At 64.8% G+C, this 20,107-nt stretch carries 23 protein-coding genes; 20 read left to right on the top strand and 3 right to left on the bottom strand.

Annotated features, from left to right (window positions below):
• Window positions 1-295: 295 nt before the first annotated feature.
• Genes rluC through sppA form a run of 3 tightly spaced genes read left to right on the top strand, consistent with a single transcriptional unit; the run spans window position 296 to window position 2,910 of the window.
• Window positions 296-1,252 carry a 23S rRNA pseudouridine(955/2504/2580) synthase RluC gene (rluC, locus tag VQ065_RS20895; protein WP_003104143.1) on the top strand — a complete coding sequence of 319 codons (957 nt, stop codon included), beginning with the start codon at window positions 296-298 and terminating at the stop codon, window positions 1,250-1,252.
• Window positions 1,245-1,937 (top strand): HAD-IA family hydrolase, encoded by a 693-nt coding sequence (locus tag VQ065_RS20890; RefSeq protein WP_003091148.1) that lies wholly within the window; start codon window positions 1,245-1,247, stop codon window positions 1,935-1,937. Before rluC ends, VQ065_RS20890 begins: the two co-directional genes overlap by 8 nt.
• Window positions 1,930-2,910: a signal peptide peptidase SppA gene (gene sppA, locus VQ065_RS20885; RefSeq protein ID WP_003091146.1), complete on the top strand. Its 981-nt coding sequence runs from the start codon at window positions 1,930-1,932 to the stop codon at window positions 2,908-2,910. Before VQ065_RS20890 ends, sppA begins: the two co-directional genes overlap by 8 nt.
• An 82-nt stretch (window positions 2,911-2,992) precedes the next feature.
• Here the strand turns inward: sppA and VQ065_RS20880 are convergent, their stop codons facing one another.
• Window positions 2,993-3,571 (bottom strand): Maf family protein, encoded by a 579-nt coding sequence (locus VQ065_RS20880; RefSeq protein WP_003091145.1) that lies wholly within the window; start codon window positions 3,569-3,571, stop codon window positions 2,993-2,995.
• A 109-nt stretch (window positions 3,572-3,680) separates the two neighbouring features.
• Between VQ065_RS20880 and VQ065_RS20875 the strand changes: the two genes are divergently transcribed.
• The 13 genes from VQ065_RS20875 to VQ065_RS20815 all read left to right on the top strand — a co-directional run bounded on the left by VQ065_RS20875 (window position 3,681) and on the right by VQ065_RS20815 (window position 13,735).
• Complete coding sequence (locus tag VQ065_RS20875; RefSeq protein ID WP_003091144.1) at window positions 3,681-4,217, top strand: YceD family protein; 537 nt, start codon at window positions 3,681-3,683, stop codon at window positions 4,215-4,217.
• Window positions 4,218-4,230: 13 nt separating this feature from the next.
• A complete protein-coding gene (gene rpmF, locus VQ065_RS20870) occupies window positions 4,231-4,413 on the top strand; it encodes a 50S ribosomal protein L32 (RefSeq protein ID WP_003091143.1) in 183 nt (60 codons plus the stop codon).
• A gap of 3 nt (window positions 4,414-4,416) precedes the next feature.
• Window positions 4,417-5,427, top strand: a complete 1,011-nt coding sequence (gene plsX / locus VQ065_RS20865) for a phosphate acyltransferase PlsX (RefSeq protein ID WP_071533934.1) — start codon at window positions 4,417-4,419, stop codon at window positions 5,425-5,427.
• Window positions 5,428-5,532: 105 nt separating this feature from the next.
• Complete coding sequence (gene fabD, locus VQ065_RS20860) at window positions 5,533-6,471, top strand: ACP S-malonyltransferase (protein ID WP_071659021.1); 939 nt, start codon at window positions 5,533-5,535, stop codon at window positions 6,469-6,471.
• 24 nt (window positions 6,472-6,495) lie between these two features.
• On the top strand, window positions 6,496-7,239 hold the full coding sequence (gene fabG, locus VQ065_RS20855; RefSeq protein ID WP_003091137.1) for a 3-oxoacyl-ACP reductase FabG: 744 nt from the start codon (window positions 6,496-6,498) through the stop codon (window positions 7,237-7,239).
• A 195-nt stretch (window positions 7,240-7,434) separates the two neighbouring features.
• Window positions 7,435-7,671, top strand: a complete 237-nt coding sequence (gene acpP, locus VQ065_RS20850; RefSeq protein WP_003091135.1) for an acyl carrier protein — start codon at window positions 7,435-7,437, stop codon at window positions 7,669-7,671.
• A gap of 128 nt (window positions 7,672-7,799) precedes the next feature.
• Window positions 7,800-9,044 carry a beta-ketoacyl-ACP synthase II gene (gene fabF / locus VQ065_RS20845; RefSeq protein ID WP_003104132.1) on the top strand — a complete coding sequence of 415 codons (1,245 nt, stop codon included), beginning with the start codon at window positions 7,800-7,802 and terminating at the stop codon, window positions 9,042-9,044.
• Window positions 9,044-9,859: an aminodeoxychorismate lyase gene (gene pabC, locus VQ065_RS20840; RefSeq protein WP_003091129.1), complete on the top strand. Its 816-nt coding sequence runs from the start codon at window positions 9,044-9,046 to the stop codon at window positions 9,857-9,859. The genes fabF and pabC overlap by 1 nt, the downstream gene beginning before the upstream one ends.
• A 5-nt stretch (window positions 9,860-9,864) precedes the next feature.
• Entirely contained in the window at window positions 9,865-10,914 is a 1,050-nt protein-coding gene (gene mltG, locus VQ065_RS20835; protein WP_003091127.1) for an endolytic transglycosylase MltG, read from the top strand.
• Between the two features lie 28 nt (window positions 10,915-10,942).
• Window positions 10,943-11,575: a dTMP kinase gene (tmk, locus tag VQ065_RS20830; protein ID WP_003091125.1), complete on the top strand. Its 633-nt coding sequence runs from the start codon at window positions 10,943-10,945 to the stop codon at window positions 11,573-11,575.
• Window positions 11,568-12,554: a DNA polymerase III subunit delta' gene (locus VQ065_RS20825; RefSeq protein WP_003091122.1), complete on the top strand. Its 987-nt coding sequence runs from the start codon at window positions 11,568-11,570 to the stop codon at window positions 12,552-12,554. Before tmk ends, VQ065_RS20825 begins: the two co-directional genes overlap by 8 nt.
• Window positions 12,555-12,587: 33 nt before the next feature.
• Window positions 12,588-12,944, top strand: a complete 357-nt coding sequence (locus tag VQ065_RS20820; protein ID WP_003091119.1) for a PilZ domain-containing protein — start codon at window positions 12,588-12,590, stop codon at window positions 12,942-12,944.
• A gap of 14 nt (window positions 12,945-12,958) precedes the next feature.
• Entirely contained in the window at window positions 12,959-13,735 is a 777-nt protein-coding gene (locus tag VQ065_RS20815; protein ID WP_003091117.1) for a TatD family hydrolase, read from the top strand.
• Between the two features lie 225 nt (window positions 13,736-13,960).
• Here VQ065_RS20815 and VQ065_RS20810 read toward each other — a convergent pair whose 3' ends face one another.
• Window positions 13,961-15,094, bottom strand: a complete 1,134-nt coding sequence (locus VQ065_RS20810) for an aminotransferase class V-fold PLP-dependent enzyme (protein WP_003091115.1) — start codon at window positions 15,092-15,094, stop codon at window positions 13,961-13,963.
• A gap of 85 nt (window positions 15,095-15,179) precedes the next feature.
• Between VQ065_RS20810 and VQ065_RS20805 the strand changes: the two genes are divergently transcribed.
• The 4 genes from VQ065_RS20805 (at window position 15,180) to VQ065_RS20790 (ending at window position 18,123) form a co-directional block, all read left to right on the top strand.
• Entirely contained in the window at window positions 15,180-15,818 is a 639-nt protein-coding gene (locus VQ065_RS20805) for a TetR/AcrR family transcriptional regulator (RefSeq protein WP_003091114.1), read from the top strand.
• Window positions 15,819-15,967: 149 nt separating this feature from the next.
• Window positions 15,968-16,864 (top strand): radical SAM protein, encoded by an 897-nt coding sequence (locus tag VQ065_RS20800; protein ID WP_003091113.1) that lies wholly within the window; start codon window positions 15,968-15,970, stop codon window positions 16,862-16,864.
• Window positions 16,865-16,928: 64 nt separating this feature from the next.
• Complete coding sequence (locus VQ065_RS20795) at window positions 16,929-17,561, top strand: DUF4823 domain-containing protein (protein ID WP_003091112.1); 633 nt, start codon at window positions 16,929-16,931, stop codon at window positions 17,559-17,561.
• Window positions 17,554-18,123, top strand: coding sequence for a DUF1285 domain-containing protein (locus tag VQ065_RS20790; protein WP_003091111.1), 570 nt, complete (start codon window positions 17,554-17,556; stop codon window positions 18,121-18,123). Before VQ065_RS20795 ends, VQ065_RS20790 begins: the two co-directional genes overlap by 8 nt.
• Before the next feature lie 49 nt (window positions 18,124-18,172).
• On the opposite strand, the gene VQ065_RS20785 is transcribed toward VQ065_RS20790, so the two are convergent.
• A complete protein-coding gene (locus VQ065_RS20785; RefSeq protein ID WP_003091109.1) occupies window positions 18,173-19,828 on the bottom strand; it encodes an electron transfer flavoprotein-ubiquinone oxidoreductase in 1,656 nt (551 codons plus the stop codon).
• Window positions 19,829-20,107: the final 279 nt, after the last annotated feature.

The raw sequence follows: 20,107 nt of genomic DNA, 5'->3' as shown, positions 1-20,107 counted from the left end.
TTAAGAATCGGGCGCCGCTCGCAGTATCCGGAGCGGGTTGGCATCTCGCGCTCACCGAAGTGGTCGCGGCTCATGTTTCAAGGCTTTGGTTTCGAGTCGTTAGCGGGTTGGAAATTTTCGTATTTCCGCTGAAACGCCTCTGTAGGACGGCCTGACGTCCGTTCAAAGTGTTTGCAGGCGAGGGGGAAATGCAGGTTGGCAATCATCCGCAGGCCAGGCCGCTTATGGCGGCTTCCCGACTATAGCAGCAATGATTAAGTGCTTCAATTGAATGAAAAATTGTTATGATGTACGGATGACTACTCCCGCCTCTCCGACCACCGGTGTCCAGCTGCTCGATGTGCCGCCGGAACTGGCTGGTCAACGTATCGACAATTTCCTTATCGCCCGTCTCAAGGGTGCGCCCAAGACCCTGATCTATCGCATCCTGCGTAAGGGCGAAGTGCGCGTGAACAAGGGGCGGATCAAGCCCGACTATCGGCTCCAGGCCGGAGACCAGGTGCGCGTGCCGCCGCTGCGCCTGGCCGAGCGTGATGAGCCGGCGCCGCTGGCGCAGGGGCTGCTGGAGCGGATGGAGGCGGCGATCGTCTACGAGGACAAGGCGCTGATCGTGGTCAACAAGCCCGCCGGGATCGCCGTGCATGGCGGCAGCGGCGTGAGCGCCGGGGTCATCGAGGTGTTTCGCCAGTTGCGCCCCGATGCCAAGGATATCGAATTGGTGCATCGTCTCGATCGCGATACCTCCGGCCTGCTGATGATCGCCAAGAAGCGCAGCATGTTGCGTCACCTGCATGAGGCCCTGCGGGGCGAGAAGATCGTCGACAAGCGCTATCACGCCCTGGTCCGTGGCCACTGGCCGGCTGGCAAGAAGAACGTGCGCGCGCCGCTGCTGAAGAACAACCTGCGTTCGGGCGAGCGAATGGTAGAGGTGAACGTCGAGGGCAAGGACGCGCTGACCGAGTTCCGGGTGCTGCGTCGCTTCGGCGATTTCGCCACCCTGGTGGAAGCACGCCCGATCACCGGGCGGACCCACCAGATCCGCGTGCATGCCAAGCACGCCGGGCATGCCATCGCCGGCGACCCGAAGTATGGCGACGAGGATTTCTCCCGCGAGATCCGCGAGCTGGGCGGCAAGCGCCTGTTCCTGCATGCCGCGCAGTTGCGCGTGCCGCTGCCCGACGGGCAGGTGCTGGAGCTGGAGGCGCCGGTGGACGAGATGTGGCAGCGTTCGCTGGAGCGTTTGAATGACTGATTACGCGTTGCTGGTATTCGATTGGGACGGCACCCTGGTCGACTCGATCGCGCGCATCGTCGATTCGATGAAGGCGGCGGCGCGGGAAACCGCTCTGCCGGAGCGGGACGATACCCGGATCAAGGGCATCATCGGCCTCGGCTTGCCCGAGGCGATTGCTTCGCTCTACCCGGAGGTTGGCGACCCTGCTCTGGTCGAGCGTTTCCGGCGTGCCTACAGTGAGCATTACCTGGCGCAGGAGGCGCAGCCGTCGCGGTTGTTCCCCGGCGTGGCCGAAGCCATGGTGCATTTTCGCGAGGCCGGGTTCCGCCTGGCGGTCGCCACCGGCAAGAGTCGGCGCGGCCTGGACCGGGTGCTGGCGGGGCATGGCTGGAGCGATTTCTTCGATATCACCCGCTGCGCCGACGAAACGGCCAGCAAGCCGGACCCGTTGATGCTCCATGAGATCCTGGCGCACTGCCGGGTCGAGCCGGGGCGGGCGCTGATGATCGGTGATTCGCCGTTCGACCTGGAAATGGCGCGACGGGCGGGGATGGATTCGGTTGCGGTGGCCTATGGCGCCCAATCGCTGGAGCAGTTGCGGCCTTATGCGCCGCGGCTGGAAGTTGAGCATTTCACCGAGTTGCGCGCCTGGTTGGGCGGTGCTCGACGTGAGGCGGTTTCAGGAGTGGTTGAGCATGTCTGACGAGTGGAAGTCGGAAACGCCGAAGGCGAATGACGACAAGAGCTGGAAGCTGCTGGAGAAGGCGGTCCTCGCCGGGGTCCAGGAGCAGCGGCGGGCGCGGCGCTGGGGGATATTCTTCAAGTCGCTGACCTTCATCTATCTCTTTGTCGTGCTGCTGGCCTTCAGTCCGTTCGGCAGCCTGGAGAAATCGGCCTCGCGCAGCGGTAGCCACACGGCGCTGATCGAGGTGAAGGGCATGATCGCCGACGATGAGCCGGCCAGTGCCGACAATATCGTCACGGCCCTGCGCGCGGCGTTCAAGGATGAGGGTACCAAGGGGATCGTCCTGCGGATCAACAGTCCGGGCGGCAGTCCGGTGCAGTCGGGCTATATCTATGACGAGATTCGTCGCCTGCGCGGCGAGCACCCGAACGTCAAGGTCTATGCGGTGATCAGCGACCTGGGTGCCTCCGGCGCCTACTACATCGCCAGCGCCGCCGACCAGATCTACGCCGACAAGGCCAGCCTGGTCGGTTCCATCGGCGTGACGGCGGCCAGCTTCGGTTTCGTCGGCACCATGGAGAAGCTCGGTGTCGAGCGACGCGTCTATACCTCCGGCGAGCACAAGTCGTTCCTCGATCCTTTCCAGCCGCAAAAGCCCGAGGAGACCCAGTTCTGGCAGCAGGTGCTGGATACCACCCACAAGCAGTTCATCGACAGCGTGAAAAAAGGGCGCGGCGACCGGCTCAAGGTCGAGGGGCATCCGGAGCTGTTCTCGGGTCTGGTCTGGTCCGGCGAACAGGCATTGCAGCTGGGTTTGATCGACGGTCTGGGCAATGCCAGCTATGTGGCGCGCGAAGTGGTGAAGGAGAAGAAGATCGAGGACTACACCGTGCAGGAGTCGCCGTTCGATCGCTTCGCCAAGAAGTTCGGTGCCAGTGTGGCGGAGCGCCTCGCGCTTTGGATGGGCTGGCAGGGGCCGGTACTGCGCTGAGAGCGTTTCCCTTCCTTATATAAAGAAGCCCGGCTGAAGCCGGGCTTCTTTATATGGGAATGCCGGATATGGGAATGCCGGCTCAGGGGATTTCGACGCCTTCCTCGAGGAGCATGTCGACCAGGCGGATCAGCGGCAGGCCCACCAGGCTGGTGGCGTCCTCTCCTTCGGTGGCGCGGAACAGGCTGACGCCCAGGCCTTCCGCCTTGAAGCTGCCGGCGCAGTCCAGCGGGCGTTCCGCTTCGACGTAGCGGCGGATGCGGCTCTCGTCGAGGTGGCGGAAGTGCACGGTGAACGGCACGCATGCCACCTGGATGCGCCGGCTGGCGCTGTTGAGGAGGGCCAGTCCGGTGAGGAAGGTCACGCTATTGCCGCTGGCGTCCCGTAGCTGCTGGATGGCGCGTTCGGGGGTGTGCGGCTTGCCGAGGATGTCGCCATCGAGTACGGCGACCTGGTCGGAGCCGATCACCAGGTGTTGCGGATAGCGTCCGGCCAGCGCTTCGGCCTTGCTGGCGGAAAGGCGGCGCACCAGTTCCTCGGCACTTTCCCCGGGGCGATGGCTTTCGTCGATATCGGGGCTGGCGCTTTCGAAGGGAAGGCGCAGGCGGGTCAGGAGTTCGCGTCGGTAGGGGGAGCTGGAGGCGAGGATCAGGTCGGGCATGAGGTTCTCCATGGCGAGCGGCCGATTTTAACGAAAAGACTCGTCCTTACAGCGGTTTATGGCTAATTTCCTTTGACAGGCGCGGGGGCGTCCCTATAATGGCGCGCTTATGTTGAATGGGCCGATTCCACCTCATATCGATCCGCGCAAGTTGGTCGACCGCGGCGCCACCCTCGAGGGTGTGTACGCGCTCGCCGATATGCCGCGTGTATGCGAGCAACTGACCAGCGATGCCGGTGAGGTGCGCGTGAAGGTTTCCTTCGAGCGCGACCACCAGAAGCTGGCGGTCATGCATATGCAGCTCGATACCGAGGTGAGCATGGTATGCCAACGCTGCCTGGATGCGGCGGCCATTCCCGTGCATGGCGAATATACCTACGCCATTCTTCGGGAAGGTCAGTCCGCCGACGGTCTGCCGAAGGGGTACGATGCGCTGGAAGTGGGGGAGGAACCCCTGGACCTGCTGGCGCTGGTCGAGGACGAGCTGTTGCTCGCCTTACCCATCGTTCCGGCCCATGACCCCGAAGTATGTCAGCACCCGGCTGGATTCGTCGTCGAAGACGAGCCGGAGTCGAGCGAAGTCGAGGACAAGCGTCCTAATCCGTTCAGCGTACTGGCACAGTTGAAGCGTGACCCAAACGTTTAGGAGTTAATCAATCATGGCTGTTCAGCAGAACAAAAAGTCTCGTTCCGCTCGTGACATGCGTCGTTCCCACGATGCGCTCGAGTCCAATGCTCTGTCCGTGGAAAAGAGCACAGGTGAAGTCCACCTGCGCCACCACGTATCCCCGGACGGCTTCTATCGCGGCCGTAAGGTAGTAGACAAGGGCTCCGACGAGTAATCCTTGTCCGCACCAATCATCGCGATTGATGCAATGGGTGGGGACTTCGGTCCCCACTGCGTTGTTCCGGCCTCTATTGCCTTCCTGGCCGAGAATTCCTCTTCGCAACTGATCCTCGTCGGTCAGCCTGCCCTCCTCGAAGAACTCCTTTCCCGCTATCCGTCGCTCGACCGGCAGCGCCTGCGCGTGCATGCGGCCAGCGAAGTGATAGGTTCAGACGAACGTCCCTCCCAGGCCTTGCGTGGCAAGCCGGACGCTTCCATGCGCGTGGCGCTGGAGCTGGTCCGCGACGGCCGGGCGCACGCGTGCGTCAGCGCCGGCAATACCGGGGCGTTGATGGCGCTGTCGCGGCACCTGCTGAAGACCCTGCCCGGTATCGACCGCCCTGCGATGGTGACGGCGGTTCCGACCGAGAAGGGGCATTGTCATCTGCTCGACCTTGGCGCCAACGTGGATTGCAGTGCCGAGCATCTCTACCAGTTCGCGGTGATGGGCGCAGTGGCGGCAGAGGCCTTGGGCTGCGTCTCGCCCCGGGTCGCCCTGCTCAACGTGGGGACCGAGGAGATCAAGGGCAACCAGCAGGTCAAGCTGGCGGCGAGCCTGTTGCAGAAGGCTCAGGGGTTGAATTTCAGCGGATATATAGAGGGCGATGGCCTGTATCGCGGCGAGGCCGACGTGGTGGTCTGCGACGGTTTCGTCGGCAACATCCTGCTGAAGGCCAGCGAAGGCCTGGCTGCCATGGTGTCGGCGCGGATCGAACAGCGCTTCCGCGATGGACTGGCGGCGAAGCTGGTCGGTGCGCTGGCGTTGCCGCTGCTGCGCCGGCTGCGCGGCGATATCGCTCCGGCACGCTATAACGGCGCCAGTTTCCTCGGATTGCAGGGGATAGTGGTGAAAAGCCATGGGTCTGCCGCCGAGGAGGGTTTCCAGAGCGCCTTGCGTCGCGCGGCACTGGAAGTCCGGGAAAACCTGCCGCAACGATTGCATGGCCGTCTCGAGCATCTGCTGCTCTAATGTGTGACCGGGCGGTCCAGGCAGCCATCCAACACTCAGTTTCCTGCGCCAGTCGCGGCTGGCGCGTTATCTCCGACGAGCAAAAGACCACAAGGGACCTATTCAATGTCTGCATCCCTCGCATTCGTCTTCCCCGGCCAGGGTTCGCAATCCCTCGGCATGCTGGCCGAGCTGGGCGCCCAGCAGGCGCTGGTGCGCGATACCTTCGCCGAGGCCTCCGAGGCGTTCGGTTACGACCTTTGGGCGCTGGTCCAGAATGGACCTGAAGAGCGCCTGAACCAGACCGACAAGACCCAGCCGGCCATCCTCACGGTTTCGATCGCGCTCTGGCGCCTCTGGCTGGCCGAGGGCGGCGCGCGCCCGGCGTTCGTCGCCGGGCACAGCCTGGGCGAATATTCCGCGCTGGTCGCGGCCGAAAGCCTGGCGTTCGCCGATGCGGTCAAGCTGGTCGAGCGTAGGGGCCAACTGATGCAGCAGGCGGTTCCGGCGGGGCAGGGCGGCATGGCCGCGATCCTAGGCCTGGAAGACGCCGATGTATTGGCGGCCTGTGCCGAGGCGGCCCAGGGCGAGGTGGTCAGCGCGGTCAACTTCAACGCGCCGGGGCAGGTAGTGATCGCCGGTGCCGCGGCTGCCGTGGAGCGTGCCATCGAGGCGTGCAAGGCGCGCGGCGCCAAGCGCGCGGTGGCGCTGCCGGTCAGCGTGCCGTCGCATTGCGAACTGATGCGTCCGGCCGCCGAGCAGTTCGCCGCCTCGGTCGAAAGCTTGCAGTGGCAGGCGCCGAAGATTGCGCTGGTGCAGAACGTCAGCGCCGCCGTGCCGGCTGATCTCGATACGCTGCGCCGCGACCTGCTGGCACAGCTGTACAGCCCGGTTCGCTGGGTGGAGAGCATCCAGCTGCTGGCGGAAAAGGGCGTCACCGAGCTGGTCGAGTGCGGGCCGGGCAAGGTCCTGGCAGGCCTCAACAGGCGCTGTGCGAAGGGCATCAATACCCATGGCCTGGATGGTGTCGAGGCGTTCGCCGCCACGCGCGCCGCCCTGGCCTGAGAGAGAGTGAAAGGAGAGAATCCCATGAGTCTGCAAGGTAAGGTCGCATTGGTAACCGGCGCCAGCCGTGGCATCGGCCAGGCGATTGCGCTGGAACTGGGGCGCCTGGGTGCCGTGGTCATCGGCACCGCGACCAGCGCGTCCGGCGCCGAGAAGATCGCCGAAACCCTCAAGGCCAATGGCGTCGAGGGTGCGGGCCTGGTCCTGGACGTTTCCAGCGATGAATCCGTAGCCGCGACCCTGGAGCACATCCAGCAGCATCTCGGCCAACCGCTGATCGTGGTCAATAACGCCGGCATCACCCGCGATAATCTGCTGGTGCGCATGAAAGACGACGAGTGGTTCGATGTGGTCAACACCAACCTGAACAGTCTCTACCGTCTGTCGAAAGCCGTTCTGCGCGGTATGACCAAGGCCCGCTGGGGGCGCATCATCAACATCGGTTCCGTGGTCGGCGCCATGGGCAATGCCGGGCAAACCAACTATGCCGCGGCGAAGGCCGGCCTGGAGGGCTTCACCCGTGCGCTGGCCCGGGAAGTCGGTTCGCGTGCCATTACCGTGAATGCGGTGGCGCCGGGCTTCATCGACACCGACATGACCCGCGAGCTGCCGGAAGCCCAGCGCGAAGCGCTGCTGGGCCAGATTCCGCTGGGTCGCCTGGGGCAGGCGGAAGAGATCGCCAAGGTGGTCGGCTTCCTCGCTTCGGACGGCGCAGCCTATGTGACCGGGGCCACCGTGCCGGTCAATGGTGGGATGTACATGAGCTGAATGTGACGTTACCTTTCTCGGGTCTGTCATAAGCGCTGTCTAGAATTCGTTGCGGAATTGCAGCCGGGTTATTAGATAGAATTATCGAAGTGGCCGTGGGAAGGTGAGGCGTTCAGCTTGAAAAGCAGAAAACCCTTTCTATACACTTACCCGCAGCCCAGCTGCTCGGATTTTCCATAGGAGTGAAAACAAGGTATGAGCACCATCGAAGAACGCGTTAAGAAGATCGTCGCTGAACAACTCGGCGTGAAGGAAGAAGAAGTCACCAACAGCGCTTCCTTCGTCGAAGACCTGGGCGCCGACTCCCTTGACACCGTCGAGCTGGTGATGGCTCTGGAAGAGGAATTCGAGACCGAAATCCCTGACGAGAAAGCTGAAAAGATCACCACCGTTCAGGAAGCCATCGACTACATCGTTGCTCACCAGCAATAAGTAGTCGTCGGATTTTCCGACGTGGAAAAGCCGCACAGCCTGTAAGGGCGTGCGGCTTTTCTTTAGCGCCTTACCTACTCTGGTAGTCTGTCGGCGCAACCCCGTGAAATGAGAAAGAGGAAGTCGTAGTGTCGCGTAGACGCGTCGTCATTACTGGCATGGGCATGCTGTCGCCGCTGGGCCTGGATGTCCCGAGCAGTTGGGAAGGTATTCTCGCCGGTCGCAGCGGGATCGCCCCGATCGAGCATATGGACCTGTCCGCCTATTCCACCCGCTTCGGTGGTTCGGTCAAGGGTTTCAATGTCGAGGAATACCTGTCCGCCAAGGAAGCCCGCAAGCTCGACCTGTTCATCCAGTACGGTCTCGCCGCCAGCTTCCAGGCCGTTCGCGATTCCGGCCTGGAGGTCACCGACGCCAATCGTGAGCGTATCGGCGTATCCATGGGTTCCGGTATCGGCGGCCTGACCAATATCGAGAACAACTGCCGATCCCTGTTCGAGCAGGGGCCGCGGCGCATCTCGCCGTTCTTCGTGCCCGGTTCGATCATCAACATGGTTTCCGGCTTCCTGTCGATCCACCTGGGTCTGCAGGGGCCCAACTACGCCCTCACCACCGCCTGCACCACCGGTACCCACAGCATCGGCATGGCTGCTCGCAACATCGCCTATGGCGAGGCCGACGTGATGGTCGCCGGCGGTTCCGAAATGGCTGCCTGCGGTCTCGGCCTGGGCGGTTTCGGCGCGGCTCGCGCGCTCTCCACTCGCAACGACGAGCCGACCCGTGCCAGCCGTCCGTGGGACCGGGATCGCGACGGCTTCGTCCTGTCCGACGGTTCCGGCGCCCTGGTGCTCGAAGAACTGGAGCACGCCCGTGCCCGCGGCGCGCGGATCTATGCCGAGCTGGTTGGCTTCGGCATGAGCGGCGACGCTTTCCACATGACCGCGCCGCCGGAAGACGGCGCCGGTGCCGCCCGCTGCATGAAGAACGCGCTGCGCGATGCCGGCCTGGATCCTCGTCAGGTCGATTACATCAACGCCCATGGCACCTCCACCCCGGCCGGCGACATCGCCGAGATCGCCGCGGTGAAGAGCGTGTTCGGCGAGCATGCCCATGCGCTGTCGATGAGTTCGACCAAGTCGATGACCGGCCACCTGTTGGGTGCCGCCGGTGCGGTGGAGGCGATCTTCAGCGTGCTGGCCCTGCGCGACCAGGTCGCCCCGCCGACCATCAACCTGGACAACCCGGACGAAGGTTGCGACCTCGACCTGGTGGCCCACGAAGCCAAGCCGCGCAAGATCGACGTGGCCCTGTCGAACTCGTTCGGTTTCGGCGGGACCAACGGCACCCTGGTGTTCCGCAGGTTCGCCGACTGATGCTGGACTGGGTCGACGGCCGGCCCGCCGCCGAGCTGTCCGTGCGCGATCGCGGACTGGCCTATGGCGACGGGCTGTTCGAGACCCTGGCGGTGCGCGCCGGCACGCCGCGTCTCCTGGAGCGCCACCTGGCGCGCCTGGAAGAGGGGTGTCGACGCCTCGCGATCCCTCTCGACGCCGCAGCGTTGCGCCAGGAGTTGCTGGCGTTCTGCGCGGCGCTGGGCGACGGTGTCGCCAAGCTGATCGTCACCCGCGGCGAGGGTTTGCGTGGCTACGCGCCGCCTGCCGAGGCCTCGCCGCGGCGAATCCTCTCCGGATCGCCGCGTCCGGCCTATCCCGAGCGCCACTGGCAGCAAGGCGTGCGCCTGTTCGCCTGCCGTACGCGCCTGGCCGAGCAGCCCCTGCTGGCCGGCCTCAAGCACCTCAATCGCCTGGAGCAGGTCCTCGCCCGTGCCGAGTGGGGCGACGCCGGGCATGCCGAAGGGCTCATGCTGGACGTGCACGAGCGGGTGGTGGAGGGGGTGTTCAGCAACCTGCTGCTGGTTCTCGACGGCACCCTCGTGGCGCCTGACCTGCGGCGCTGCGGCGTCGCGGGAGTGATGCGCGCGGAATTGCTCGAGCGCGCCGAAGGAATCGGCGTCCCGCTGGCGATACGGGATGTTTCCATGGCTGAACTGGCGACGGCCGACGAGGTCTTTCTGTGCAACAGCCAGTTCGGCATCTGGCCGGTCCGGGCATTGGACGAGCACGTCTGGCCGGTCGGCGAGCTGACCCGTAAACTGCAAGACCAACTTCGCGACGACCTGGATTTCTGACTTTGATGCGCAAACTGCTGGTGCTGCTGGAGAGTGGCCTGTTGTTCGTTGGCCTCTGCGTCGGCCTGGCTGCATGGCAGCAGCAGCGGGCGCTGGAGCAGCCCCTGCAATTGACCGAGGAGCGCCTGCTGGACGTTTCCTCGGGCTCCACGCCGGGCGGCATGCTCGCGCGTCTGGAGCAGGAAGAGGTGCTCCATGGCGCGTTCTGGCTGCGCCTCTACTGGCGTTTCAACCTGCCGGGCCAGGCCCTGCACAGCGGTGAATACCGCCTCTTGCCGGGGATGACGGGCGCCGACCTGCTGGAACTCTGGCGTGAAGGCGAGGTGGTGCAGTACAGCCTGACCCTGGTCGAGGGCTGGAGTTTCCGCCAGGTGCGCGAAGCGCTCGCCAGGCAGGGCAAGCTGGAGCAGACCCTGGCCGGCCTGAGCGACGGCGAGATCATGCAACGCCTCGGCAAGCCCGACGAAGTGGCCGAAGGGCGCTTCTTCCCCGATACCTACCGCTACACCCGTGGCATGCGCGACATCGACATACTGCGCAAGGCCTACCAGCGGATGCAGAACATCCTCGCCAAGGAATGGGATGGCCGCAGCCAGGACCTGCCTTATCGCGACGCCTACCAGGCGCTGATCATGGCCTCGTTGGTGGAAAAGGAAACCGGCGTGCCGGAAGAGCGTTCGCAGATCGCCGGCGTCTTCGTCCGCCGCCTGCAGCGCGGCATGCTGTTGCAGACCGATCCGACGGTGATCTATGGCATGGGCGAGCGCTACAACGGCAAGATCACCCGCGCCGACCTGCGCGAACCGACCCCTTACAATACCTATGTGGTGCCGGGCATGCCGCCGACCCCGATCGCCCTGGCCGGGCGCGAGGCGATTCGCGCCGCGCTGCATCCGGCCGAGGGCGAGACCCTGTATTTCGTGGCGCGCGGCGATGGCAGCCATGTGTTCTCCAGCAGCCTGGACGAACACAACAAGGCGGTCCGCGAGTACCAGTTGAAGCGTCGCTCGGACTATCGCTCCAGCCCCGCGCCCATCACCCCGCCGCCACAATGAGCGGCGCAGCCAAGATAAGGAGTGCCGTGTGACCGGCCTGTTCGTCACCCTGGAGGGCCCGGAAGGGGCCGGCAAGAGCACCAACCGCGACTACCTGGCCGAGCGCCTGCGCGAGCGCGGCATCGAGGTGCAGTTGACCCGCGAGCCTGGCGGCACGCCTCTCGCCGAGCGCATCCGTGAGCTGCTGCTGGCGCCCAGCGACGAGCCGATGGCCGCCGATACCGAGCTGTTGCTGATGTTCGCCGCGCGGGCCCAGCATCTCGCCGGGGTCATCCGCCCGGCGCTGGCGCGCGGGGCCGTGGTGCTCTGCGATCGCTTCACCGATGCCACCTATGCTTACCAGGGCGGCGGGCGCGGCTTGCCGGAGGCGCGCATCGCCGCGCTGGAAAGCTTCGTCCAGGGCGACCTGCGGCCCGACCTCACGCTGGTCTTCGACCTGCCGGTGGAAATCGGCCTGGCGCGGGCGGCGGCGCGTGGCCGGCTCGACCGTTTCGAGCAGGAGGACCGACGCTTCTTCGAGGCCGTGCGTCAGACCTACCTGCAGCGCGCCGCGCAGGCCCCGGAGCGTTACCAGGTGCTCGACGCCGGGTTGCCGCTGGCCGAGGTGCAGGCTGGCCTGGATCGGCTGCTGCCGAATCTGCTGGAGCGTCTGAATGGCTGATATCTATCCCTGGCAGCAGGCGCTCTGGAGCCAACTGGGCGGCCGCGCCCAGCACGCCCACGCCTATCTGCTCTACGGTCCCGCCGGGATCGGCAAGCGCGCCCTGGCCGAGCATTGGGCCGCCCAGCTGCTCTGCCAGCGGCCCGCCGCCGCTGGCGCATGCGGCGAGTGCAAGGCCTGCCAGTTGCTGGCCGCCGGTACCCATCCGGACTACTTCGTGCTGGAGCCGGAGGAAGCGGAGAAATCGATCCGGGTCGACCAGGTCCGCGACCTGGTTGGCTTCGTGGTGCAGACCGCGCAACTGGGCGGGCGCAAGGTCGTGTTGCTCGAGCCCGCCGAGGCGATGAACGTGAATGCCGCCAACGCCCTGTTGAAAAGCCTCGAAGAGCCCTCGGGCGATACCGTGCTGCTGCTGATCAGCCACCAGCCCAGCCGCCTGTTGCCGACCATCAAGAGCCGCTGCGTGCAGCAGGCCTGCCCTTTGCCGGGCGCGGCGGCGAGTCTGGAATGGCTGGCGCGGGCCCTGCCCGACGAGCCGGCCGAGGCCCTGGAGGAACTGTTGGCGCTTTCCGGCGGCTCGCCGCTCACCGCCCAGCGCCTGCACGGCCAGGGCGTGCGCGAGCAGCGCGCGCAGGTGGTCGAGGGGGTGAAGAAGCTGCTCAAGCAGCAGATCGCCGCCAGCCCACTGGCCGAAAGCTGGAACAGCGTGCCGCTGCCATTGCTGTTCGACTGGTTCTGCGACTGGACGCTGGGCATCCTGCGCTACCAGTTGACCCGCGACGAGGAGGGGCTGGGGCTGGCCGACATGCGCAAGGTGATCCAGTACCTGGGCGACAAGTCCGGGCAGGCCAAGGTGCTGGCCATGCAGGACTGGCTGCTGCAACAGCGGCAGAAAGTGTTGAACAAGGCCAACCTCAACCGTGTCCTGCTTCTCGAAGCCCTGCTGGTGCAGTGGGCAAGCCTGCCCGGGCCGGGCTAGAATCCCGCTGATATTCGACTGGCAGGAACCTGCATGAGTTTGCCACCCAATCTGGGGCCGCGTAACGGCATCCTGTCCTTGACCATCAAGGACAAGTCCGTGCTTTACGCCGCCTACATGCCGTTCATCAGGAACGGCGGGCTGTTCATTCCCACCAACAAGAACTACAAGCTTGGCGACGAGGTCTTCATGCTGCTCAACCTGATGGAAGAGCCGGAGAAGATCCCGGTGGCCGGCAAGGTCGTCTGGATCACCCCGAAGGGCGCTCAGGGCAACCGTGCGGCGGGCATCGGCGTGCAGTTCAACGACGGTGACAACACCGCCCGCAACAAGATCGAAACCTACCTGGCCGGGGCGCTGAAGTCGGACCGGCCGACCCACACGATGTAACGCTAGACAGGATCATGCTGGTCGATTCCCACTGCCACCTCGATCGCCTCGACCTGGCCGCCCATGGCGGCTCGCTCGATGCGGCGCTGGATGCCGCGCGAGCGCGTGGCGTCGGTCAATTCCTCTGCATCGGCGTCAGCGCCGACAATGCCCAGGCGGTGAAGGCCCTGGCCGAGCGCTATGCCGACGTGCACTGTTCGGTCGGCGTGCACCCGCTGGACCTGGAGCCCGGAAGCGCGCCAGCGCTGGACTGGCTGCTAGGCGAACTGGCGCATCCGCGGGTGGTGGCGATCGGCGAGACCGGCCTCGACTACCACTACGAACCGGAAGCCGCCGAGTTGCAGCAGGAGGCGTTTCGCCTGCACCTGGAAGCCGCGCGGATCACCGCCAAGCCAGTGATCGTGCACACCCGCGAGGCGCGCGCCGATACGCTGGCGCTGCTGCGCGAGGCGGCGTTGCCGCAGGCCGGCGTGCTGCATTGCTTCACCGAGGACTGGGAGATGGCGCGATCGGCGCTGGACCTGGGCTTCTACATTTCCCTGTCCGGCATCGTCACCTTCCGCAATGCCGATGCCCTGCGCGAGGTGGCTCGCCAGGTACCGGCCGACCGGCTGCTGGTGGAGACCGACTCGCCCTACCTGGCGCCGATTCCCCATCGCGGCAAGCCGAACCTGCCGGAATACGTGCGCGATGTCGCCGAATTCCTCGCGACGTTGCGTGGCGTCAGCCTGGAAACCCTGGCGGAGCAGACTACCGCCAATTTCCATCGGCTGTTTCCGTTGGCCCGCTAGGCCGGCAAACGGATAAAAAAAACCCGGGTTCTGGGGGATGAATCCGGGTCAAGACCATTAGGAGTGGAACAAAGGTACGCATTCCTCGGTACCTTCACTGGCTGGGTACTTGGGGGGAGATACCGCGCGCCAGTACCTTTCAGTATTGGTCATGTTCGTGGGGCGTCCAGACAGGGCTGGCGGTTTTTTAAACAGATTTGGAATACCCTCGCCGTCCTTGAGCACCTAGGTGCCTGCGACCTGGCGCAAGATCGCCAGGGTGTCGTCGATCACCGTCGAACTCGTGTAGAAGTGCGGGGAAAAACGGATACCTCCGCCACGCTGGGCGCAAATGACCCGCTCCTGGCGAAGCGTTTCGAAGAGTGTCCGGCTGTCCTGGCCGTCCAGGCTGAAGGTCAGGATGCCCGCGCGTCGGCTCGGGTTCCGCGGGCTGTGCAGGCGTACCCCGGGAATTCCCGACAGACCGTCCTGTAGCCACTGGACGCGCTCGGCGATGTCTCTGCCGACCCGCTCCATGCCGACCTCCTCCAACAGCCCCAGGCTGGCCTCCAGGGCCATCGCGCCGAGCATGTTCGGGCTGCCGCATTCGAAGCGCCGGGCGCTGCGCGCCGGCCGCCAGTCGCGACGCTCGTAATCGAGGGCATGTTCCAGCATGTGCCAGCCATATTCGTGCAGCGCCAGGCGCTCGCGCTGCTCGGGATGGCAATAGAAGACGCCCAGCCCTTCGGGGCCGAGCATCCACTTGTGCCCATCGGCCATGGCGAAGGCACAATCGTAGGCCTGTACGTCGAAGGGCAGGGCGCCGAGCTGCTGGATCGCGTCGATGCAGAACAGCACGCCGCGGCGGCGACATCCCGTGCCGATGCGCTCCAGGTCAAGGCGCAGGCCGCTGGCGTACTGCACCGCGCTGATCGACAGCAGGCGGGTGCGTGGGCCGCAGGCGGCGAGCAGGGCGCCCTCGGGGTCGTCGCCGGCGAGACCGACCTTGACCACTTCGACGCCGCGCGGGCGCAAGGCTTCCCAGACCACTCTATTGGAGGGGAACTCCTCGTTGCCGATGACGACCTGGTCGCCCTCTCGCCAATCCAGGCCGAAGGCTACGAAGGAAAGCGCCTCGGAGGTGTTCTTGACCAGTGCGAGGTCGCTGCCGGCGCGCGCATTGAGCAGTCGGGCAAGGCGCTCGCGCAGGCGATGTTCTATCTTCAGCCATTCCGGATAGTCGCTGGCGCCGTGGGCGACGTTCTCCCGGGCGAAGGCGCTCACCGCGTCGGCGGCGCGTCTAGGCCAGGGTGCGACCGCTGCGTGGTTGAGGTAGCGCAGACCGTTGGTCTGGTCGAATTCGTCCTGGTAACAATTCATCGTCGGATGTTCCGTGCATTTTCGTGCTGAATAGGCATAATACGCGGCTTCGATTTTTGACTCATTTTGACCTGACAGTCTTTTTATGCAGAAAGAGCCTCGCAAAGTTCGTGAATTTCGTCGCCGTGAACAGGAGATTCTCGATACCGCCCTCAAGCTGTTCCTCGAACAGGGGGAAGACAGCGTAACGGTCGAGATGATCGCGGATGCCGTCGGCATCGGCAAAGGCACGATCTACAAGCACTTCAAGTCCAAGGCGGAGATCTACCTGCGCCTGATGCTGGACTACGAGCGCGATCTCGCCGCCCTGTTCCATTCCGAAGACGTAGCCCGCGACAAGGAAGCCCTGTCGCGCGCCTACTTCGAGTTCCGCATGCGCGATCCGCAGCGCTACCGCCTGTTCGACCGCCTGGAAGAGAAGGTGGTGAAGACCAGCCAGGTGCCAGAGATGGTCGAGGAACTGCACAAGATCCGCGCCTCCAACTTCGAACGCCTGACCCAGCTGATCAAGGAGCGTATCGCCGACGGCAAGCTGGAGAATGTTCCGCCGTACTTCCATTATTGCGCTGCCTGGGCGTTGGTGCATGGCGCCGTGGCGCTGTACCACTCGCCGTTCTGGCGCGAGGTGCTGGAAGACCAGGAAGGTTTCTTCCACTTCCTGATGGATATCGGCGTGCGCATGGGCAACAAGCGCAAGCGCGAAGGCGACGCTCCCAGCGCCTGATGCCTGTGGTGCCGGGACGCAGTCACTGCGCCCCGCGCACTCTTTGCCGGCAGGGATATACTCGTCGCCCATCGATCCGCCGGCGGGACGTCGGCTGCCCATTTCCGGCGAATCCGCCGGCGGCTCCACGTTCGTTCAGGAGTTCTCCGATGAGTGTCCGTGAATTCCCTATCCACTACATCGAACCGGTGTTCCGGCCCCCGAGCGAGGCGCATTCGCTGATCCTCCCGGTGACCAATGGCTGTTCCTGGAACAAATGCGGCTTTTGCGAGATGTATACCCAGCCGCAAAAGAAATTTCGCGCCCGCGACGAGAACGAGGTACTGGAGGAGATCCGCCGCTGCGGCGAGCGCCTGATCGTCAAGCGGGTGTTTCTCGCCGATGGCGACGCCCTGGTATTGCCGACCCGCCGGCTGCTCGCGGTGCTGCAGGCGATTCGCGAGCACTTGCCGGAGGTGGAGCGGGTATCCAGTTACTGCCTGCCGCGCAACCTGCGCAGGAAGTCGGTCGACGAGTTGCGCGAACTGGCCGACGCCGGGCTGCGAATGGCCTATGTCGGCGCCGAGTCCGGCGACGACGAAGTGCTGGCGCGGGTCAACAAGGGCGAGACCTATTCCTCTACCCTGGATGCGCTGGAAAAGCTTGGCGAGGCGGGGATCAGTCGTTCGGTGATGATCCTCAACGGTCTGGGCGGAATGACCCTGAGCGCGCAGCACGCGGACAACTCCGCGCGCCTGATGAACGCCGCCCAGCCGGAGTACCTGTCGACCCTGGTGGTGAGTTTCCCTACCGGCGAGCAGCGTTTCCGTGCTGGCTTCGCCGATTTCGAGGCGCTGGATCGGCGTGCCCTGTTCGTCGAGGTCGAACGCCTGTTGCAGGGATTGGAGCTCGAAGACACGGTATTTCGCAGCGACCACGCTTCCAACTATCTGGTGCTCAAGGGCGAGCTGGGTGCCGACAAGGCGCGCCTGCTGGCCGAGGTCCGCCAGGCCATCGAGCAGCCGCAGCACGCTGCCCTGCGCCAGGAGTGGCAGCGTGGCCTGTGATGGCGCGGAAGCTGCATCGGCTCGTCATTCGCCGGTTTTCCGACGCCGGCAGGGGAGATGACCGATGTTGCACCTGTTCCGTATCGCCCTGGCGATGCTCCTCCTGGGCAGCCTGTCCGCCTGCATGAAGCCCAGCGACCTGGCCGACGGCGCCGACTACTACCTGCGCGACGCCGGGGTGCTCGATCACAGCGCCAGCCAGCGCAGCAACAACCGGCGGATCCAGGCCGACTCCTTCATCTACATCGGCCAGGGCCCGTTCGTGCCGCCGGGCTACCGGTACGCGCGGCCGAACGTGGTGGCCGAGCAGGCCTTCGAAGGTTTCGTCGAGTATTTCCCGCTGGTGCGCCGCGCCAAGGCGCCGCTCGGCCTGGACGACGCGATGCGCGAGGCGCGTGCCGCCGGCGCCCACTACCTGCTGTACTGCCGTTTCGCCCGGGGCGACAACAGGATCGGCAACTGGGAGGAGTGGGAAGACGAAGAGGAACTCGGCCGGGTCGGGCGCGATCGCAGTGTCATCCAGGTCATGCTGATCGAGACCAGCACCCGTTTCCTGGTGGACAGCGCGACCATTCGCAGCCGCGGCGGTTTCCTGACGTTCTACGACGCCACCCCGGAAGACCTGCTGCGTCCGCCGCTGGAGCAATACGCCCAGGAATTGCTGGGCCTGAACAGTCGAGGAACAGGCTATGAGTGATACCGGCAAGGCCAACGACCTGCTGGCGCAGATCCCCAGGGGCGAAAAGAAGGGCCTGCCGCCCGTGCACCTGTGGAATCCGCCGTTCTGCGGCGACATCGACATGCGCATCGCCCGCGACGGTACCTGGTTCTACCTGGGCACGCCGATCGGACGCAAGCCGATGGTGAAGCTGTTCTCCAGCATCATTCGCCGCGACGGCGACGACTATTTCCTGGTGACTCCGGTGGAAAAGGTCGGTATCCGCGTCGACGATGCGCCCTTCGTCGCGGTGACCCTGCAGGTGCAGGGCGAGGGCGGGGCGCAGGTACTGCGCTTCGCCACCAACGTCGAGGACGAGGTCGAGGCGGACGCCGGGCATCCGCTGCGCGTCGAGATCGACCCCGGCACCCAGGAACCCACGCCTTACCTGCGGGTGCGCGACAACCTCGAGGCGCTGGTGCATCGCAACGTGTTCTACCAACTGGTCGAGCTGGCGGTGCCGCGCCGGATCGACGGCATCGAATGGCTCGGCGTCTGGAGCCACGGCGAGTTCTTTCCCATCGGCCCGCAGCCGGACTGACAGGCGCAGCATGAAAAAAAGGCTCCCGAGGGAGCCTTTTTCGTTTGCCTTACATGTTGGGGTAGTTCGGCCCGCCGGTACCTTCCGGCGCCACCCAGGTGATGTTCTGCGCCGGGTCCTTGATGTCGCAGGTCTTGCAGTGCACGCAGTTCTGCGCGTTGATCTGGAAGCGCTTGCTGCCGTCGTCGTTGGCCACCACTTCGTACACGCCTGCCGGGCAGTAGCGCTGGGCCGGCTCGTCGTAGAGCGGCAGGTTCTTCTCGATCGGAATGCTCGCGTCGGCCAGCTTGAGGTGGATCGGCTGGTCTTCCTCGTGGTTGGTATTGGAGAGGAACACCGAGGACAGCTTGTCGAAGCTGAGCTTGCCGTCCGGCTTCGGGTAGTCGATCTTCGGCGCTTCGCTGGCCTTCTTCAGGCAGGCGTAGTCCGGCTTGTCGTCATGCAGGGTGACGGGGATCTTGCCGCCGAAGATGTTCTGGTCGATGAAGTTGAACGCGCCGCCGCCGATAGCGCCGAACTTGTGGATGGCCGCGCCGAAGTTGCGGCTGCGGAACAGTTCGTCGTACAACCAGCTGGCCTTGAACGCATCGACGTAGTTGGACAGCTCGTCGCCGCCTTCGCGGCCGGCGGCCAGGGCCTCGGCGATCGCGTCGGCGGCGAGCATGCCGGACTTCATCGCGGTGTGGCTGCCCTTGATCTTGGCGAAGTTCAGGGTGCCGAGGTCGCAACCGATCAGCGCGCCGCCGGGGAAGACCATCTTCGGCAGCGAGTTCAGGCCGCCCTTGCAGATGGCCCGGGCGCCGTAGGCCACGCGCTTGCCGCCTTCCAGGTACTGCTTGACCACCGGGTGGTGCTTGTAGCGCTGGAACTCGTCGAACGGCGACAGGTGCGGGTTGCTGTAGGACAGGTCGATGATCAGGCCGACGAACACCTGGTTGTTCTCCAGGTGGTAGAGGAACGAGCCGCCGGTATTTTCGTCGTTCAGCGGCCAGCCGGCGGTATGGACCACCAGGCCGGGCTTGTGCTTGGACGGGTCGATGTCCCAGATTTCCTTGATGCCGATACCGTAGTGCTGGGCATCGGCCTCGCTGTCCAGGTTGTATTTCTTGATCAGTTGCTTGCCGATGTGCCCGCGGCAGCCTTCGGCGAACAGGGTGTACTTGGCCCGCAGCTCCATGCCGGGGGTGTAGTAGCCTTCTTTCGGGTTGCCTTCGCGGTCGACGCCGAGGTCGCCGGTGACGATGCCGCGGACCACGCCGTTCTCGTCGATCAGCGCTTCCTGGGCGGCGAAGCCCGGGTAGATCTCCACGCCCAGTCCTTCGGCCTGCTGGGCCAGCCAGCGGCAGAGGTTGCCCAGGGAGATGATATAGTTGCCCTCGTTGTGCATGGTCTTGGGCACGAAGAAGTTGGGCACCTTGGTAGCGCTCTCGGCGCTCTTCAGGACGTAGATGTCGTCGCCGGTCACCGGAGTATTGAGCGGCGCGCCGAGTTCCTTCCAGTCGGGGAACAGCTCGTTCAGCGCGCGCGGCTCGAACACCGCGCCGGAGAGGATGTGGGCGCCCACTTCGGAACCCTTCTCGACCACGCAGACGCTGATCTCTTGACCGGCTTCGGCGGCCTTCTGCTTCAGTCGGCATGCGGCGGACAGACCGGCGGGGCCGGCGCCGACGATGACGACGTCGAATTCCATGTATTCGCGTTCCACTATCGATCTCCTACTCAAGGCTCACGGTATCTGTTTATTGGTGGCTGAGATCTTTCCCTGATCAGAGCGGGCGCATTATATATAGCTGCATGGGCAGGTCCAATACAAACGTTTGTTTGAATTCTTTGGAAGCCTGATAGAATCGGCATTCGAGGGGGGGAAACCACCCTTTTGCCGTATTGACCGAAAAGGGTGATCCGGTCAAGATACGGGCGGTTTTGCGGTCGCTGTCTAGCAGAGTGTCGGTTTCCGGCCGGCGAGCATCACCGGCCAGGCCTG

Source organism: Pseudomonas sp. KBN10P06128, from assembly GCF_037574945.1.
In the GTDB taxonomy this organism is placed as follows: Bacteria; Pseudomonadota; Gammaproteobacteria; order Pseudomonadales; family Pseudomonadaceae; genus Pseudomonas; species Pseudomonas aeruginosa.
Note: the sequence above shows the minus strand (reverse complement) of the source record. Positions and strands in the feature narration are given on the sequence as shown.

Excerpts from the sequence above, each read along its gene's own strand:
- rluC (WP_003104143.1), top strand. The coding sequence starts at position 296 with ATGACTACTCCCGCCTCTCCGACCACCGGTGTCCAGCTGCTCGATGTG.
- VQ065_RS20890 (WP_003091148.1), top strand. The coding sequence starts at position 1,245 with ATGACTGATTACGCGTTGCTGGTATTCGATTGGGACGGCACCCTGGTC.
- sppA (WP_003091146.1), top strand. The coding sequence starts at position 1,930 with ATGTCTGACGAGTGGAAGTCGGAAACGCCGAAGGCGAATGACGACAAG.
- VQ065_RS20880 (WP_003091145.1), bottom strand. The coding sequence starts at position 3,571 with ATGCCCGACCTGATCCTCGCCTCCAGCTCCCCCTACCGACGCGAACTC.
- VQ065_RS20875 (WP_003091144.1), top strand. The coding sequence starts at position 3,681 with ATGTTGAATGGGCCGATTCCACCTCATATCGATCCGCGCAAGTTGGTC.
- rpmF (WP_003091143.1), top strand. The coding sequence starts at position 4,231 with ATGGCTGTTCAGCAGAACAAAAAGTCTCGTTCCGCTCGTGACATGCGT.
- fabD (WP_071659021.1), top strand. The coding sequence starts at position 5,533 with ATGTCTGCATCCCTCGCATTCGTCTTCCCCGGCCAGGGTTCGCAATCC.
- fabG (WP_003091137.1), top strand. The coding sequence starts at position 6,496 with ATGAGTCTGCAAGGTAAGGTCGCATTGGTAACCGGCGCCAGCCGTGGC.
- acpP (WP_003091135.1), top strand. The coding sequence starts at position 7,435 with ATGAGCACCATCGAAGAACGCGTTAAGAAGATCGTCGCTGAACAACTC.
- pabC (WP_003091129.1), top strand. The coding sequence starts at position 9,044 with ATGCTGGACTGGGTCGACGGCCGGCCCGCCGCCGAGCTGTCCGTGCGC.
- mltG (WP_003091127.1), top strand. The coding sequence starts at position 9,865 with ATGCGCAAACTGCTGGTGCTGCTGGAGAGTGGCCTGTTGTTCGTTGGC.
- VQ065_RS20825 (WP_003091122.1), top strand. The coding sequence starts at position 11,568 with ATGGCTGATATCTATCCCTGGCAGCAGGCGCTCTGGAGCCAACTGGGC.
- VQ065_RS20820 (WP_003091119.1), top strand. The coding sequence starts at position 12,588 with ATGAGTTTGCCACCCAATCTGGGGCCGCGTAACGGCATCCTGTCCTTG.
- VQ065_RS20815 (WP_003091117.1), top strand. The coding sequence starts at position 12,959 with ATGCTGGTCGATTCCCACTGCCACCTCGATCGCCTCGACCTGGCCGCC.
- VQ065_RS20810 (WP_003091115.1), bottom strand. The coding sequence starts at position 15,094 with ATGAATTGTTACCAGGACGAATTCGACCAGACCAACGGTCTGCGCTAC.
- VQ065_RS20805 (WP_003091114.1), top strand. The coding sequence starts at position 15,180 with ATGCAGAAAGAGCCTCGCAAAGTTCGTGAATTTCGTCGCCGTGAACAG.
- VQ065_RS20800 (WP_003091113.1), top strand. The coding sequence starts at position 15,968 with ATGAGTGTCCGTGAATTCCCTATCCACTACATCGAACCGGTGTTCCGG.
- VQ065_RS20795 (WP_003091112.1), top strand. The coding sequence starts at position 16,929 with ATGTTGCACCTGTTCCGTATCGCCCTGGCGATGCTCCTCCTGGGCAGC.
- VQ065_RS20790 (WP_003091111.1), top strand. The coding sequence starts at position 17,554 with ATGAGTGATACCGGCAAGGCCAACGACCTGCTGGCGCAGATCCCCAGG.